18 protein-coding genes are annotated in these 14421 nt (G+C 36.2%); 15 read left to right on the forward strand and 3 right to left on the reverse strand.

Annotated elements, in window-relative coordinates; genetic code table 11:
- Nucleotides 1–17: 17 nt before the first annotated feature.
- From ctaD to BAU28_RS13465, 5 genes are all read left to right on the forward strand, one after another.
- Nucleotides 18–1853, forward strand: a complete 1836-nt coding sequence (gene ctaD / locus BAU28_RS13445; RefSeq protein ID WP_208610969.1) for a cytochrome c oxidase subunit I — start codon at nt 18–20, stop codon at nt 1851–1853.
- A complete protein-coding gene (gene ctaE, locus BAU28_RS13450; RefSeq protein ID WP_002173186.1) occupies nt 1853–2476 on the forward strand; it encodes a cytochrome c oxidase subunit III in 624 nt (207 codons plus the stop codon). Before ctaD ends, ctaE begins: the two co-directional genes overlap by 1 nt.
- A gap of 3 nt (nt 2477–2479) precedes the next feature.
- Nucleotides 2480–2812, forward strand: a complete 333-nt coding sequence (gene ctaF / locus BAU28_RS13455; protein WP_048374021.1) for a cytochrome c oxidase subunit IVB — start codon at nt 2480–2482, stop codon at nt 2810–2812.
- Between the two features lie 82 nt (nt 2813–2894).
- The gene (gene ctaG / locus BAU28_RS13460; RefSeq protein ID WP_071718833.1) at nt 2895–3800 is read left to right on the forward strand and encodes a cytochrome c oxidase assembly factor CtaG; all 906 of its coding nucleotides are present in this window, start codon (nt 2895–2897) and stop codon (nt 3798–3800) included.
- Nucleotides 3801–4034: 234 nt separating this feature from the next.
- Entirely contained in the window at nt 4035–5033 is a 999-nt protein-coding gene (locus BAU28_RS13465) for a formamidase (RefSeq protein ID WP_071718802.1), read from the forward strand.
- A gap of 46 nt (nt 5034–5079) precedes the next feature.
- Here the strand turns inward: BAU28_RS13465 and BAU28_RS13470 are convergent, their stop codons facing one another.
- Nucleotides 5080–5445, reverse strand: a complete 366-nt coding sequence (locus BAU28_RS13470; RefSeq protein ID WP_071718803.1) for a YugN family protein — start codon at nt 5443–5445, stop codon at nt 5080–5082.
- A 209-nt stretch (nt 5446–5654) separates the two neighbouring features.
- Between BAU28_RS13470 and BAU28_RS13475 the strand changes: the two genes are divergently transcribed.
- The 6 genes from BAU28_RS13475 to BAU28_RS13500 all read left to right on the forward strand — a co-directional run bounded on the left by BAU28_RS13475 (nt 5655) and on the right by BAU28_RS13500 (nt 9086).
- On the forward strand, nt 5655–6689 hold the full coding sequence (locus BAU28_RS13475) for a CAP domain-containing protein (RefSeq protein WP_048374019.1): 1035 nt from the start codon (nt 5655–5657) through the stop codon (nt 6687–6689).
- Nucleotides 6690–6776: 87 nt separating this feature from the next.
- Entirely contained in the window at nt 6777–7214 is a 438-nt protein-coding gene (gene ylbD / locus BAU28_RS13480) for a YlbD family protein (RefSeq protein ID WP_048374018.1), read from the forward strand.
- Between the two features lie 11 nt (nt 7215–7225).
- Nucleotides 7226–7471 (forward strand): YlbE-like family protein, encoded by a 246-nt coding sequence (locus BAU28_RS13485; RefSeq protein ID WP_071718804.1) that lies wholly within the window; start codon nt 7226–7228, stop codon nt 7469–7471.
- Between the two features lie 78 nt (nt 7472–7549).
- Nucleotides 7550–8122 (forward strand): histidine phosphatase family protein, encoded by a 573-nt coding sequence (locus tag BAU28_RS13490; RefSeq protein WP_071718805.1) that lies wholly within the window; start codon nt 7550–7552, stop codon nt 8120–8122.
- Nucleotides 8123–8238: 116 nt separating this feature from the next.
- Nucleotides 8239–8691: a YlbF/YmcA family competence regulator gene (locus BAU28_RS13495; RefSeq protein ID WP_071718806.1), complete on the forward strand. Its 453-nt coding sequence runs from the start codon at nt 8239–8241 to the stop codon at nt 8689–8691.
- A 128-nt stretch (nt 8692–8819) separates the two neighbouring features.
- Entirely contained in the window at nt 8820–9086 is a 267-nt protein-coding gene (locus BAU28_RS13500) for a YlbG family protein (RefSeq protein WP_002088292.1), read from the forward strand.
- A gap of 55 nt (nt 9087–9141) precedes the next feature.
- Here the strand turns inward: BAU28_RS13500 and BAU28_RS13505 are convergent, their stop codons facing one another.
- A complete protein-coding gene (locus BAU28_RS13505) occupies nt 9142–9531 on the reverse strand; it encodes a DUF7147 family protein (RefSeq protein WP_002173177.1) in 390 nt (129 codons plus the stop codon).
- Nucleotides 9532–10046: 515 nt separating this feature from the next.
- On the opposite strand from BAU28_RS13505, the gene rsmD reads away from it, so the two are divergent.
- Both rsmD and coaD read left to right on the forward strand, forming a co-directional pair.
- On the forward strand, nt 10047–10613 hold the full coding sequence (gene rsmD / locus BAU28_RS13510) for a 16S rRNA (guanine(966)-N(2))-methyltransferase RsmD (protein WP_071718807.1): 567 nt from the start codon (nt 10047–10049) through the stop codon (nt 10611–10613).
- Nucleotides 10610–11101 (forward strand): pantetheine-phosphate adenylyltransferase, encoded by a 492-nt coding sequence (gene coaD, locus BAU28_RS13515; RefSeq protein ID WP_025147769.1) that lies wholly within the window; start codon nt 10610–10612, stop codon nt 11099–11101. The genes rsmD and coaD overlap by 4 nt, the downstream gene beginning before the upstream one ends.
- 156 nt (nt 11102–11257) lie before the next feature.
- On the opposite strand, the gene ylbJ is transcribed toward coaD, so the two are convergent.
- The gene (gene ylbJ, locus BAU28_RS13520) at nt 11258–12478 is read right to left on the reverse strand and encodes a sporulation integral membrane protein YlbJ (RefSeq protein WP_002173174.1); all 1221 of its coding nucleotides are present in this window, start codon (nt 12476–12478) and stop codon (nt 11258–11260) included.
- 112 nt (nt 12479–12590) lie between these two features.
- Between ylbJ and BAU28_RS13525 the strand changes: the two genes are divergently transcribed.
- Both BAU28_RS13525 and BAU28_RS13530 read left to right on the forward strand, forming a co-directional pair.
- Nucleotides 12591–13382: a patatin-like phospholipase family protein gene (locus tag BAU28_RS13525; protein ID WP_048374016.1), complete on the forward strand. Its 792-nt coding sequence runs from the start codon at nt 12591–12593 to the stop codon at nt 13380–13382.
- Nucleotides 13375–14400 carry a SepM family pheromone-processing serine protease gene (locus BAU28_RS13530; RefSeq protein ID WP_071718808.1) on the forward strand — a complete coding sequence of 342 codons (1026 nt, stop codon included), beginning with the start codon at nt 13375–13377 and terminating at the stop codon, nt 14398–14400. The genes BAU28_RS13525 and BAU28_RS13530 overlap by 8 nt, the downstream gene beginning before the upstream one ends.
- Nucleotides 14401–14421: the final 21 nt, after the last annotated feature.

Genomic DNA, 14421 nt, shown 5'->3' on the forward strand with positions numbered 1-14421 from the left:
TAGCAAAAAAACAGGGGATGGGTGCTGTCATATGGGATTATTTAACGACAGTAGACCATAAAAAGATTGCCATTCTCTATTTAATTGCAGGTGGATTGTTTTTTGTAATAGGCGGAATAGAAGCGCTATTTATTCGCCTTCAGTTAGCGATTCCTAACAATGCTTTTCTAGTTGGGGATGCTTATAACCAAGTATTAACGATGCACGGTACAACAATGATTTTCCTCGCAGCTATGCCACTCGTGTTTGCATTTATGAACGCCGCTGTACCACTTCAAATTGGAGCACGTGATGTGGCGTTCCCGTTTTTGAATTCACTCGGATTTTGGTTATTTTTCTTTGGTGGAGTATTTTTAAATTTAAGTTGGTTTTTAGGGGGAGCACCTGATGCAGGGTGGACATCGTATGCATCTTTAGCTTTAGCCTCCAAAGGACATGGTGTTGATTTTTATGTACTCGGCTTGCAAATATCAGGTATTGGTACATTGATTGGAGGTATTAACTTCCTTGTTACAATTATTAATATGCGTGCGCCAGGAATGACATATATGCGCATGCCGATGTTTACATGGACAACATTTGTAACATCTTCACTTATATTATTTGCATTTCCACCGTTAACTGTAGGATTAGGGCTTCTAATGTTAGATCGTTTATTTGGCACAAGTTTCTTTAATCCAGCATTAGGTGGGAATACAATTATATGGGAGCATTTATTCTGGATCTTCGGTCATCCAGAAGTATACATTCTTATACTCCCAGCTTTCGGAATATTCTCAGAAATCTTCGCCACATTTTCGAAAAAACGATTATTCGGTTATTCATCGATGGTGTTCGCGACTGTATTAATTGGATTTTTAGGCTTTATGGTATGGGCGCATCATATGTTTACCGTTGGTCTTGGTCCTGTTGCAAATGCTATCTTCTCAGTTGCAACAATGGCGATTGCAGTTCCGACAGGTATTAAAATCTTTAACTGGCTCTTTACAATGTGGGGTGGAAGTATTCGGTTTACAACACCAATGTTGTGGGCAGTAGCTTTTATTCCATCATTCGTTATGGGTGGAGTTACAGGAGTTATGCTTGCGTCGGCACCAGCTGATTATCAATTCCATGATAATTATTTCGTGGTAGCACACTTCCATTATGTAATTGTCGGCGGTGTTGTATTTGGTTTACTTGCAGGTGCACACTATTATTGGCCGCTTATGTTTAATAAAGTATTAAATGAAACGTTAGGAAAGATAACATTTTGGTTATTCTTTATTGGTTTCCATTTAACGTTCTTTATCCAACATTTCCTTGGTTTAATCGGTATGCCGCGTCGTTACTACACATATTTAGAGGGGCAAGGATTAGAGGTTGGAAATATGATTAGTTCAATTGGAGCAGTATTCATGGCCCTTGGAACGATTGTTCTTTTGTTCAATGTTATAAAAACAACAGTATCAAAAGAAAAAGCTGGTCGTGATCCATGGGATGCACGTACATTAGAGTGGACAATGCCAGCGCCTACACCAGAATACAATTTTAAACAATTACCATTTGTTCGTGGGTTAGATCCGTTTTGGATTGAAAAACGCGAAGGTAATAAAGAGATGACAGCGGCGGAACCAGTCGGTGACATTCATATGCCGAATGCTTCATTTTCACCGTTTATCATTTCTCTAGGTCTATTTATAGCCGCTTTTGGTGCGATGTATATGCAAGGCGGCAAAGATAAGTTTTGGTTATTAGTAGCAATTATAGGTTTGATCATTACATTCGGTACAATGTTCCTTCGCTCAGTAATCGATGATCATGGATATCATATTCATAAGGAAGATTTAGAAGATAAGGGGGGCAAGGCATAATGCATGTAGATGAAAAATTAACGAATGAAACATTTCCAGCAGAGCCTGAAAAAGCAACCCTTGAGGGGAAAAATAAGTTTGTCGGTTTTTGGTTATTTCTTGGAGGCGAAACAGTGTTGTTCGCTTCCTTATTTGGCACATATTTAGCGTTAAAGAATTCTACAAATGGTGGACCAACATCTCAAGAAATGTTTCAAATGCCGCTCGTTTTCATCATGACGATGTTGTTGTTGACAAGTAGTTTAACGAGTGTATATGCAATGTATCATATGAAAAATTTCAATTTTAAGAAAATGCAACTGTGGCTACTTATAACAGTGTTGCTTGGCTTAGGATTTTTGGGGTTTGAAATCTATGAGTTTTATCATTATACACATGAATTTAAGCATACTATGAGAAGTAGTGCATTTGGTTCTGCATTTTATGCTCTTGTTGGTACGCATGGGCTCCACGTATTGTTTGGATTGTGTTGGATTTCGACATTAATCTTTAGAAATGCGAAGCGAGGCTTAAATTTATACAATGCACCAAAGTTTTACGTTGCATCAATTTATTGGCACTTTATAGATGTAGTTTGGGTGTTTATTTTCACTGTAGTATATTTGATGGGAATGGTGGGATAAACAATGGCAATTAAGCAAACGAATAATCCTAAGGTTGATCTTGTTTATCGGAAAAGAAAAAGTGCAGAGGAAATGAAGCACCAAGTTATTACGTTTGCACTAATGATCTTTTTAACATTTGTTGCATTTGCAGCGGTAGCATATCCGAAAACATTTAGTCCAATTTTTTCGGTACCATTTATTTTATTGTTGGCAGTTGTTCAAGTTGTATTTCAATTATATTATTTCATGCATATGAGTCATAAAGGACATGAAGCGGCGAGTTTCTTCTTATACACTGGATTGTTAATAGGTTTATTAACGATTTTAGCCTTTATGACAATTGTGTGGATTTAAACAGTAGTAGTTGGAGGGCTCTGATTTATCATAGCCCTCTTTTCATATGAAAGATAAGAATTTTGAAAAGGTAGGTGTGAAAATGGAGAATTTATGGATATTTGGTTTTCAGGCTTTATGGAGTCCGATTTTTCTGTTATTTATGGCCTCGATTCTTATTAGTTATTTCTTAATTATTGGACCGTATAGAACACGATTTGAAAATGCGACGAAGGTAAGTAAAAAGCAGATTTTTTATTTTACGACCGGGATTGTTCTTTTGTATTTTGTAAAGGGAGGACCTATTGATTTAATTGGTCATATTATATTTAGTGCACATATGTTTGAGATGGCAGTAATGTACATTGCAGTTCCTCCATTATTATTGCTTGGTATACCTGTTTGGTTATATCGTTATATTACTTCTTTTAAGTTTGTTCAAATTGTACTAAAGGCTTTTGCTAAACCGCTTATTGCGTTGTTTGTATTTAATGGTCTGTTTTCCTTTTATCATTTGCCAATTGTTTTTGATACAGTAAAACAAAGTCAAATAGCACACCCCATTTGCCTCGCTATATTGTTTTTTACAGCAATGATGATGTGGTGGCCGATGTTAAATCCACTGCCGGAATATCAAACATTAAGTGATATAAAGAAACTTGGTTACATGTTTGCTAATGGTATTTTATTAACCCCAGCTTGTGCGTTAATAATTTTTGCGACGGAACCATTATTTGCAACATATACAGATCCGGCTGCTTGGATGAAGGCGATGGAGCTTTGTGTACCGGCTGGTACTTTATCCGATTTAAATATTACTGGACCAGAATTTTTACATTGGATACCGGTATTGCAAGACCAACAAACAGGCGGTATCATTATGAAAATTGTCCAGGAAATAGTGTACGGCACGATTATCGGCTATGTGTTCTTTAGATGGGCACGTAGAGAGCGTGAAAAGGATAAGGAGCAATTACAGGAGCTACCACCGTATTTACAGACGAAGTAGAAAAAGCGTATGGGCTCCCATACGCTTTTTCTTTTTTAGTTATAGCGGACAAAAAAAGATTGAATTTTCAATCTTTTTGTGTTAACCTAGTGTAGGCATGTACTAAAATTGGATATAAAATTTACTACTAGCTTTAATACGTAATATTTCCAGATGTAGTGCTAGTTTTTTAGAGAGTTACAAATTTATATTGTTTTCTTTAATAAACAGAAACTATTTTAAGGGGGATTTTAAATGGGTAGTAGTGGAAGTATGGTAAAGCCGATTAGTGGTTTTTTAACAGCGTTAATTCAATATCCAGTACCGGTAGTGGAGTCGCGTGCAGACATTGATAAACAAATTAAACAGATCATAAAAACAATTCATTCGACTAAATCAGGCTATCCTGGATTAGAATTGATAGTATTTCCTGAATATAGTACACAAGGGCTCAATACAAAAAAATGGACTACAGAAGAGTTTTTATGTACTGTGCCTGGGCCAGAAACGGACTTATTTGCTGAGGCATGTAAAGAATCTGAAGTATATGGTGTTTTTTCTATAATGGAAAGAAATCCTGATGGTGGAGAACCGTATAATACAGCAATTATTATTAATCCACAAGGTGAAATGATTTTGAAGTATCGTAAGTTAAATCCTTGGGTGCCAGTCGAACCTTGGAAAGCTGGAAATTTAGGCTTACCTGTTTGTGATGGACCTGGAGGAAGTAAATTAGCTGTTTGTATTTGTCATGATGGCATGTTCCCTGAAGTAGCCCGTGAAGCGGCCTATAAAGGTGCAAATGTCTTGATTCGTATTTCTGGATATAGCACACAAGTTAGTGAACAATGGATGTTAACCAATCGTTCAAATGCATGGCAAAATTTAATGTATACATTGTCAGTGAACTTAGCGGGTTATGATGGTGTATTTTATTACTTTGGTGAAGGACAAGTATGTAATTTTGATGGGACTACTTTAGTGCAGGGACACCGAAACCCTTGGGAGATTGTTACTGCTGAAGTATATCCAGAGCTAGCAGATCAGGCTAGATTAGGATGGGGTCTAGAAAATAATATATATAATTTAGGTTCAAGGGGGTATGTCGCGACTCCTGGTGGGGTGAAAGAAAACCCGTATACGTTTGTAAAAGATTTAGCTGAAGGTAAATATAAAGTCCCTTGGGAAGATGAGATTAAAGTAAAAGATGGATCCATTTATGGGTATCCAGTCAAAAAGAAGATTCATTCTTAGGAAAGATAAATAGAACAAGCGCATCATATTGATGCGCTTGTTCTATTTACTCAATAATTTGAAATTCTTTCAACTCTTTTTCAATATTTTGTAGGAGCTGTTCACTTTTTTGAAGAACATTCGTTGGAAAAATCTCATCATCACCATATTCAACGCCATGAGGGTAATAATGTTTTCCTAATAAGGGTGGCAATAGTTTTACTTGAGCGTGTCTGCCACCGATGTCACCTTCAACAGCAAAACCTTGTACGCGTAAATAATAAACATCCTTTAATATTTCAAATTTATAATCATATGTAACGCGTTCGTAATCCCATTGTCCAGCAAGTACAAAATGATTGTTTTCCATAATCTCAGTTAAAAGAGTTAAATCAATGACTGCACCATTAAACTTCGTATTTGTAAATTGCATAGAATACCTCCTTCTTTTTTATGGTGTTTTATTATTTTTATAATAGTATGAATAATAAGAAAGTGCAATTCATATTGAGAGAAAAGGGATAATCCAGACTTTTTTCATGAAAATATGATATAGTGAAAAGAGTACGGTACACACAAAAAAAGGAAAGAAAAGGCTTTGTGTATATCTCAATTTTATGTTTTGTTCAGGAGGTATATGGTTTGAAGAAATTATTGCGTATCGTAATGATTACATTTTTAATTTTAGCTGTTGATTTATACGGGAAGTTACTCGTTTCACAATATATATTAACTCCATCGCACTCTAAGCAAGAAAATAAAATTGTGAAAAAGAAAAAGCAAGTAAATGAAGAATCCACAGACACTGTTTTAAATATGATTGGTGGGGATCCTGAGAATTTATTAGCAAAGTGGGGCGAACCGTCTCGAATAGAGCCGTCTGCTTATGGATATGAATGGTGGGTGTATAATCAAGATTTAACTCAGTATGTTCAATTTGGAGTTGCTGAACGTAAAGTTGTAACGGCGTATGTTGCTGGTGATCAAGTCAAGGTAGCTCCCTATTATATAAATGAAAAGTATGAAGAGGTATATAAAAAGAATCCGCTTTCACATGAGATTTCATTAAAAAGAGGAAAGAATAGTTATCAATTTGAGTTATCTGATACGGAAATAATGGAACAACCACTAATCCCTGTAGAAGATGGGTGGGCACAATTATATTTTGATCACTTTACACATGAACTTGTTGGTGTTCGTTATATGGATGATGAAACGTTATTACGCCAAAGGCCGTATCAGCTTGTTTATTCAGGTGAATTAATAGCAGAACAGCCGTTGACGCCAGAAAAAATGAAGCAAGTAGAAAATGGAAATATGCAACAAATTCTCGACTTAACAAATATTATTCGAAGTCGTCATCAATTACCGTTGTTAACATGGGATCAACAAACTGCAGATGTTGCATTTGGCCATAGTAAAGATATGAAGGATAATAATTATTTTTCACACGATTCTCCTACCTTTGGTACATTAGGAGATCGTTTGCAACGTGGGCAAGTGGCTTTTCAACTTGCTGGTGAGAATATAGCCGCGCAACATAGTGATGGAATTGCAGCTGTACAAGGCTGGTTAAATAGTGAGGGTCACAGAAAGAATTTATTAAATGAACAATTTACTGGATTAGGTGTTGGGGTATATGATAAATTTTATACTCAAAACTTTATCCGAAAATAAAAAGGTGCATGAATCGTCTAAAAATAGGCGAACCATGTGCCTTTTTTTTCTTACAATATAGTAGATATACATGAAGAGGTGAGTAGTATGCCAACAACAAAAGGACCGTTACATCCATCGGTTCAACAGTTTAAAGAGTTTGTAAACCATCACCCTAAAATGGTTCATGAGGTTAGAAGTGGTCAAAAAACTTGGCAGCAATTTTATGAAGAATGGTACCTACTTGGTGAAGAAGATCAAATATGGGCAGCGTATAGACCTGATGGAGCACCTGCTTTTTCTTCAGTAAAAGAAAATAAAGAAGAAAAAGAAAATCGAACTGAGGAGGAAAAAACTGCTGATGTGATGGGGCAAATGCTTTCTTTCTTTAAAAAGCTAGACGTAGAACAAATGCAACACCATTTAGCAAATGTAACGAGTGCGATTGGTAGTGTGCAGCAAGTTATCCAACAATTTCAAGGGAACCGCACGCAGCAAGAACAAAATACTTCTGAAAATAATCCATTTTTCTTTCAAAAGGATTAGGGGGAAAGAGGATGAGAGCAGAGCTTATGGAGTTTATAAAGGCTGATGAGGATTTAACTCGTTATATTCGGGAACAGCCATACTGGTACCGGAAATTAACACGTAATCCAGAAGAAAAAGAGGCTTTTGAGTTAGCTGCCATGCAACATTTCAAAAAAACGATACCAGATAAAGTAGAAAAATTTCAAAATCATTTGGCGGTTGCCTCAATTATGATTGATATGTTCCAGTATATGAAGCAGCAAAATGCGACGTAAAATTGGAAGGGAAAACTATGTCCGTTATGCAAAACTTTTGTTACAATAGAATCGGATTATTAAAAAAGGAGTTGCAGCATGACGGAAATTTGTTTAGTACGACATGGACAAACTGATTGGAATTTTCAAGAGATTATTCAAGGGCGCGAAGATATTCCGCTCAACGAAGTTGGGAAAAAGCAAGCGAGTCAAAGTGCAGCTGCCTTGCAAGCGGAATCGTGGGATATAATTATAAGTAGCCCGTTAATTAGAGCGCAAGAAACGGCTAAGGAAATTGCTGGGGCTATTGGATTGCAATCTATTTTATTAGATGAACGATTTATGGAACGTAATTTTGGGGAAGCTTCTGGGAAACCAGTTGCGGCCGTTAGGGAGTTAATTGCAGAAGGTAATGTAGAAGGAATGGAGCAGGATGAAGAGATTGTAGAGCGCTGTTTTACCGCATTACAAGAGGTTGCAGCAACACATGGAGATAAACGTATTATCATTGTTGCGCATTCACATGCAATAAAAGCGATTTTACACGCAATTGCGCCAGATGAAATTACATTTAAAACGCCATTAAAAAATGCATGTATTAGCTACGTGAAAGAAAATGGTGGGAAATGGGATGTTCTTAAATATAATATTGCGGAGCATATTATTTTATAAAAGTACAAGGGAATTGTATGGAAATGAGCTAGAATCATATCTTTCTTTTAGGTGAGACACTTCAATTAGTAGTTCTGTTCCAAATGTGTTATGATGAATACTCGGAGGTGTCTCTCATGATTGTAGCGACGCTGGAAAGCGTATTGATTTTAGATAAGGCAGAGCAGCTTGCAAAAGCGATTGTCTGTTCAGATATAGCAGAAGATTATCGTAAGTGTTATAAGGATTTGCAAGAAGATATGGAAGTCCAGACGTTAATTCAGCAATTTACAGCGATGAAAGAGCGATATGAAGAAGTGCAACGTTTTGGTAAATATCATCCTGACTATACTTTCGTTTCGACGAAAATGAGGGAATTAAAGCGTTCTGTAGATTTGCATGATAAGGTTGCAGCCTTTAAAAGAGCAGAAACTGATTTACAAAAGTTATTAGATGAAGTTAGTGTAGCAATTGGTTCTGAGGTGTCATCTTCCATTAAAGTTCCAACAGGAAATCCATTTTTTGATGTGGGTGGCTGTGGCGGTGGCTGTGGTACCGGAGGCGGTTGTGGTTGTAAAAAAACGGGGTAATTTACCCTGTTTTTTAGAATATAGAAGAAAACGTATACAGAGTTTGTCCTATAATGTCATAAATTTCTGATTGGTTTTCATAAAATATAAGAATATAAGTTTTTAAAAAGGAGAAGATGGAGAAGATTATGTTCGGGCAACGACAAAGTATGATTGTTTATTTACATTCATTGAAACATGCCAAGATTTTAAGGAAATATGGTAACATTCATTACATATCAAAACGATTGAAATATGCCGTTGTATATTGTGATATGGAACAAATTGAGCATATGATGCAAAAATTGAATAAACTTCCTTTTGTAAAAAAAGTAGAACAGTCGTATCGCCCGTTTTTAAAAACGGAATTCGAAAATTCGCGTCCTGACCGGGCAAAAGAATACGATTATAGCTAAGTAAAAAAATCCCCCGCTAAATTCAGTGGGGGATTTTTTTACTTGAAATAACGTGTTATCTCATTGGAGGAATGAAATTGTTCATTCGTAAAATACCAATCAGATGATTAAAAAATAGTTCTTTTTCAGGGAAAGTTGTTGATGGTTTTACAGTAAAGGGTGTAACTTTTTTTCCTATTTGTTCTGCCATTTCTTCAAATAAAACGACACGTTTGCTTTTTTTATTTTCAAGTATAGGAATGCCTTCACGACATATGTATAATGGCTGGAAATCGCCAGTAGTTGTCGGTTTTAGTATTACAACAAGTGAACACACTTTTTTTTCGTTTTTTACAGTTTCAAATTGTAACATATGCGTTACACGTTCTTGGTTTGTTTTGGCAATTTCAAGTAATTCATATAAGTCAGAGTAGCCTTCTCCGAGTTCTATAAAGCGTTGAATCATATTTTTTCCTCCTCTTTCTTTTACTGTACCATCTCACTTTTTAAATGAAAAGTAGACAAAGAAAAAAACCCTGCAAAGCAGGGCCCTTCTAATACTAGTATGTACTAGTAAGAAGGCAAAGGGAGAGGAGAAACCGGAGGAAGAACTTATGGGGAAACGTAAGTCTTCTCCGCGGTTGGCAACAACATCGAAGGTGATGTTGTTATATTTATTTATGTCCAATCTAAATGAAGATATACATAATGAAATTAAAATTTATGTTTGGCTTTTTATTTTTCTTTTTTTTATTTTATGATAGGATAAAAAAGGTAAAGTAGAGCTGATGTACATAAATGGTTCTTGTTCGCAAATAGTGAGATGAATATGTAAGAAATAGCGAACGGTTATTTTAACTAAAGTTCTCTATTGGTTAAGTAACGAATTAGTGAAGAATTGTATGGTTTGGTAGCGGTTACTGAATTCAGATGGATTTGCTGTAATCGCTCGATAGATTGAAATAAAGGTAGTGACAACAGATGAGAGTAGTTTCAGGAAAATGTAAAGGGCACCCACTTAAAGCGGTACCTGGTAATACAACACGGCCAACGACAGATAAAGTGAAAGAATCTATTTTTAATATGATAGGTCCTTATTATGATGGTGGTATCGCTCTTGATTTATTTGGTGGTAGCGGTGGCCTTGGAATTGAGGCCATAAGTAGAGGGATTGATAAAGCGATTTTTGTTGACCGAGATAGTAAAGCGATAAAAGTAATTCATCAAAATTTAGAAAGCTGTAGAATACATGAACAAGCTGAAGTGTATCGAAATGATGCAGAGCGTGCGGTAAAGGCGCTTATAAAGCGTGAAATATCATTCGATCTTATACTAATAGACCCTCCATATAAAGATCAAAGAATTGTATCTCTAATTAGTGTGATGGATCAACATGGATTGTTAAATGAAAATGGATTAATTATGGCAGAACATGGCGATGACGTAGTTTTACCTGATTCTATAGGAGAACTTGTAAAAGTGAGAGCAGAAAATTATGGGATTACAGCAATTTCGATTTATAAGTATGAAGGTGAGGGGACAGAATGACAAGTATAGCTATTTCTTCAGGAAGTTTTGATCCAATTACCCTTGGACATTTGGATATTATTAAAAGGGGAGCAAAAGTATTTGATGAAGTGTATGTAGTTGTATTAAACAATTCATCAAAAAAACCATTTTTTTCAGTAGAAGAGCGCTTAGAGTTAATTAAAGAGGCAACAAAGGACATCCCGAATGTAAAAGTTGATTCACATAGTGGATTATTAGTGGAATATGCAAAAATGCGTAATGCAAATGCGATTTTACGCGGGTTACGAGCGGTTTCTGATTTTGAATATGAGATGCAAATTACTTCTATGAATCGAAAATTAGATGAAAATATCGAAACCTTTTTTATTATGACAAACAATCAATACTCATTTTTAAGCTCGAGTATTGTGAAAGAAGTTGCAAGATATGGTGGAAGTGTAGTAGACCTTGTTCCTCCAGTTGTAGAGCGTGCTTTAAAAGAAAAGTTTCAAACCCCGTTAAAGTGAACGGGGTTTTTCTTTATCCCTCTATTCGCGGACAGTAAGACTCACACCTCAAAATTCGGCTGAAGCAATGAATTTAGGTGGGAGTCGGGCTGCCCGTAAAAGCCCGATTGGTGAAGGTTAATAAAATCTGTAGGGGATGAACAAAACCTCCACGGATTAAAGTTTCACTTTATTAATGCGTAAAAACAGTAAGATAACATATAAATATAAACAAAATAAAGTGAAGATAGGTCCGTAGTGTATAAACGATGTCCAAACATCATTAAGTGCAGAAGAATGATTCAATAAAAATACGGGAATATCTTCTTGTGTAGGTGAGAAAGAATGAACTTTTTCATAAAATGGTCCCCAAAATATAAAAGTGAGAATCGGAGCGAAAATACTTTGGATAATTCGCGCTAAAAAATATGGTTTAAAACGGATGTCTGTCTCCGCTAATATGCTTGCTACTTGAGCCTGAATAGAAAGACCGCTAAATGCTAATATGAAGCTTGTTACCATCGCTTGTTGAAGAAGTGTGGTTTCATTTATTTGACTAATCATTTGGCTTCCAAGTGTCATTTCAAAAATACCAGATAGTATCGGAATGCTAAATTCGGATGTTAGTTGGAAGAATGATAAAATATGTTGCATAATAAAAGAAAGCGCTTCTGTAATTTGGAAAACAGTAATCATTTTATTTAAAACAGAGAATAAAATAATAAACCCACCAATCATGAGTAATGTTTGAATAGAAGAAACGATAGCGTCTCCGAGTAGTTTTCCGATTGGTCTTTTTTCTTGCATACGCGTTTGGTGGAGGACTGAGAAAGGGTTTTGAAAGGGACGTTTTTGGATAGTATGTTTGTCTTTTATGTAGGTATCGTTATTGCCGTAAAAACGCATAATTAATCCGACGGCAAAGTTACTTATATAATGTGCAGCTGCTAATACAAACCCTAATTTCGGATTATTGAAAAAACCGATAGAAACAGCTCCGAAAATAAAAAGTGGATTAGAAGAATTTGTGAAAGATACGAGTCGTTCTGCTTCAATTTGTGTTAGTTGATTGCTTTTGCGTAGTCTAGCGCTTAATTTGGCGCCAGCAGGGAATCCTGAAGCCATTCCCATTGCCCAAACAAACCCGCCTACCCCTGGAACACGAAAAAGTGGCCGCATTAGCGGTTCTAATATAACACCGATAAATTTTACAACACCAATACTGATTAGAAGTTCCGCAATGATGAAAAACGGTAGTAGTGAAGGGAATACAACTTCCCACCATATATTTAACCCGCGAATTGAAGCTTGCAAGGCAGCTTGGGGGTGGAGTACAAGAGAAAAGGTTAAAAATAACATTGATATGGTAAGAAAAGCAGTTTTCCATTTTTCGTACATGTAAGAAAATCCCCCTTTGTCCCAAAAACGTTCATTTCAGTATACGTGGATATGTGGTGAATTTAGACCATAAGTATGAAAAAGGAATGAAAAAAATTAAAGGGTGAGAAAAATGAAGGAACCAAAAATCGGTTTAGCGCTTGGATCTGGAGGTGCGAAAGGTTTTGCTCACATTGGGGTAATAAAAGTGTTAAGGGAAGCTGGCATCCCTATTCATATGATAGCAGGTAGTAGTATAGGAGCGTTAATAGGCACATTTTATGCAGCGAGTTGTAACGTTGAAAGGCTGTATAAATTGGCAGCTGTTTTTAAAAGGAAATATTATTTAGATTTTACAGTTCCTAAAATGGGATTTATTGCTGGAAAACGTATCAAAGATATGATTAAAATGTTTACATATAATAAAAAATTAGAAGAGTTAGATATCCCAACGGCTGTTGTGGCTACTGACATTTTGAAGGGGGAAAAAGTTGTCTTTACAAGTGGCCCGATAGCAGAGGCGGTTCGAGCTAGTATATCTGTACCGGGGGTGTTTGTTCCAGAAAAAATAGATGGCCGCTTATTAGTGGATGGAGGAGTAATCGATCGTATTCCAGTATCAGTTGTAAAAGATTTAGGTGCTGATATTGTTATTGCTGTTGATGTATCTCCGATTAAGGTGAATGGAGAGGTTACATCTATTTATGATGTGATTATGCAAAGTATTGAAATTATGCAACATGAACTTGTAATGAACCGGCAAATAGCATCAGATTTAATGATGCGACCAGCTGTTGAACAATTTAGTTCGCGTGCTTTTACACATATTGAAGACATTATAAGGGTCGGAGAAGTGGAAGCAGAAAAACACATTTCAAACATTTATTTACTAATTGAGCAGTGGAAGGAGAAACATAATGTTTAAGCGTTTTCGGTTTATATATGCAATTTTAATAGGGGTTATATTGGCGATGTTACTTGTTTATGTACGTTTGCCATATTATGTGACAAAACCAGGTATGGCGGCGAAATTAGCGCCATACGTTCAAGTAGATGGTGGAACGAAAGAGTCTGGTGATTTCATGCTTGTCACTGTCTCGATGGGACCTGCCAATGTGGTGAATTTAATAGCCGCGCAGTTTAATAAATATACACATATTTCGAAAGCGGAAGAAATATTACAAAGAGGCGAGAGTGATGAAGAATATCAATTTCGCCAAAATTATGCAATGAAAGATTCGCAAAATGCAGCAATCTATAATGCTTATAAACGTGCAAATCGTTCCGTGTCTTTTGAAAATAAAGGTGTACTAGTTGCAGGTGTAGCAAAGGGTATGCCGTCAGAAGGAAAGCTGAAGCTTGGGGATGTTATTATAGCTGTCGATGGAAAAATATTTGACAAGACGGAACAATTTATTGAGTATATGACAGGGAAAAAAGAAGGGGATACAGTAAATATTGAATATAAGCGAGGGGGAAAACAGTTTAAAGAAAATTTAAATGTAAAGACAATTCCTAACGGAAATGGACGCGTTGGTATAGGGGTCTCTATCGTTACGGAAAGAGAATTAGTAGTGGATCCGAAAGTGAAAATTGATTCCCATGAAATAGGGGGGCCATCAGCAGGTTTAATGTTCACATTAGAAATTTATAATCAGCTTGTGGAAGAGGATTTAACGAAAGGACATGAAATAGCTGGAACAGGTACAATCAATGAACAAGGAGAAGTTGGTCCAATTGGTGGTATTCAGCAAAAAGTGGTAGCTGCTAGTGATGCGGGTGCTGAGGTATTCTTTGCGCCGAATGAAAAAGGTGCGGAGAAATCAAATTATAAAGATGCGCTTGAGGCTGCAAAAGATATTAAAACAAAGATGAAAATTATACCAGTGGATACATTGGATGATGCGTTGAAGTATTTGGAAAAAATGGGCGAAAAAAAGTAAACCTCTCTGAAAAAGAGAGGT

This window comes from Bacillus paramycoides, from assembly GCF_001884235.1.
Taxonomy (GTDB): Bacteria; Bacillota; Bacilli; order Bacillales; family Bacillaceae_G; genus Bacillus_A; species Bacillus_A paramycoides.

Excerpts from the sequence above, each read along its gene's own strand:
- BAU28_RS13500 (WP_002088292.1), top strand. The coding sequence starts at position 8,820 with ATGTTCGGGCAACGACAAAGTATGATTGTTTATTTACATTCATTGAAA.
- ctaD (WP_208610969.1), top strand. The coding sequence starts at position 18 with ATGGGTGCTGTCATATGGGATTATTTAACGACAGTAGACCATAAAAAG.
- ylbD (WP_048374018.1), top strand. The coding sequence starts at position 6,777 with ATGCCAACAACAAAAGGACCGTTACATCCATCGGTTCAACAGTTTAAA.
- coaD (WP_025147769.1), top strand. The coding sequence starts at position 10,610 with ATGACAAGTATAGCTATTTCTTCAGGAAGTTTTGATCCAATTACCCTT.
- ylbJ (WP_002173174.1), bottom strand. The coding sequence starts at position 12,478 with ATGTACGAAAAATGGAAAACTGCTTTTCTTACCATATCAATGTTATTT.
- BAU28_RS13465 (WP_071718802.1), top strand. The coding sequence starts at position 4,035 with ATGGGTAGTAGTGGAAGTATGGTAAAGCCGATTAGTGGTTTTTTAACA.
- ctaF (WP_048374021.1), top strand. The coding sequence starts at position 2,480 with ATGGCAATTAAGCAAACGAATAATCCTAAGGTTGATCTTGTTTATCGG.
- BAU28_RS13525 (WP_048374016.1), top strand. The coding sequence starts at position 12,591 with ATGAAGGAACCAAAAATCGGTTTAGCGCTTGGATCTGGAGGTGCGAAA.
- BAU28_RS13470 (WP_071718803.1), bottom strand. The coding sequence starts at position 5,445 with ATGCAATTTACAAATACGAAGTTTAATGGTGCAGTCATTGATTTAACT.
- BAU28_RS13490 (WP_071718805.1), top strand. The coding sequence starts at position 7,550 with ATGACGGAAATTTGTTTAGTACGACATGGACAAACTGATTGGAATTTT.
- ctaG (WP_071718833.1), top strand. The coding sequence starts at position 2,895 with ATGGAGAATTTATGGATATTTGGTTTTCAGGCTTTATGGAGTCCGATT.
- ctaE (WP_002173186.1), top strand. The coding sequence starts at position 1,853 with ATGCATGTAGATGAAAAATTAACGAATGAAACATTTCCAGCAGAGCCT.
- BAU28_RS13505 (WP_002173177.1), bottom strand. The coding sequence starts at position 9,531 with ATGATTCAACGCTTTATAGAACTCGGAGAAGGCTACTCTGACTTATAT.
- BAU28_RS13530 (WP_071718808.1), top strand. The coding sequence starts at position 13,375 with ATGTTTAAGCGTTTTCGGTTTATATATGCAATTTTAATAGGGGTTATA.
- BAU28_RS13495 (WP_071718806.1), top strand. The coding sequence starts at position 8,239 with ATGATTGTAGCGACGCTGGAAAGCGTATTGATTTTAGATAAGGCAGAG.
- rsmD (WP_071718807.1), top strand. The coding sequence starts at position 10,047 with ATGAGAGTAGTTTCAGGAAAATGTAAAGGGCACCCACTTAAAGCGGTA.
- BAU28_RS13485 (WP_071718804.1), top strand. The coding sequence starts at position 7,226 with ATGAGAGCAGAGCTTATGGAGTTTATAAAGGCTGATGAGGATTTAACT.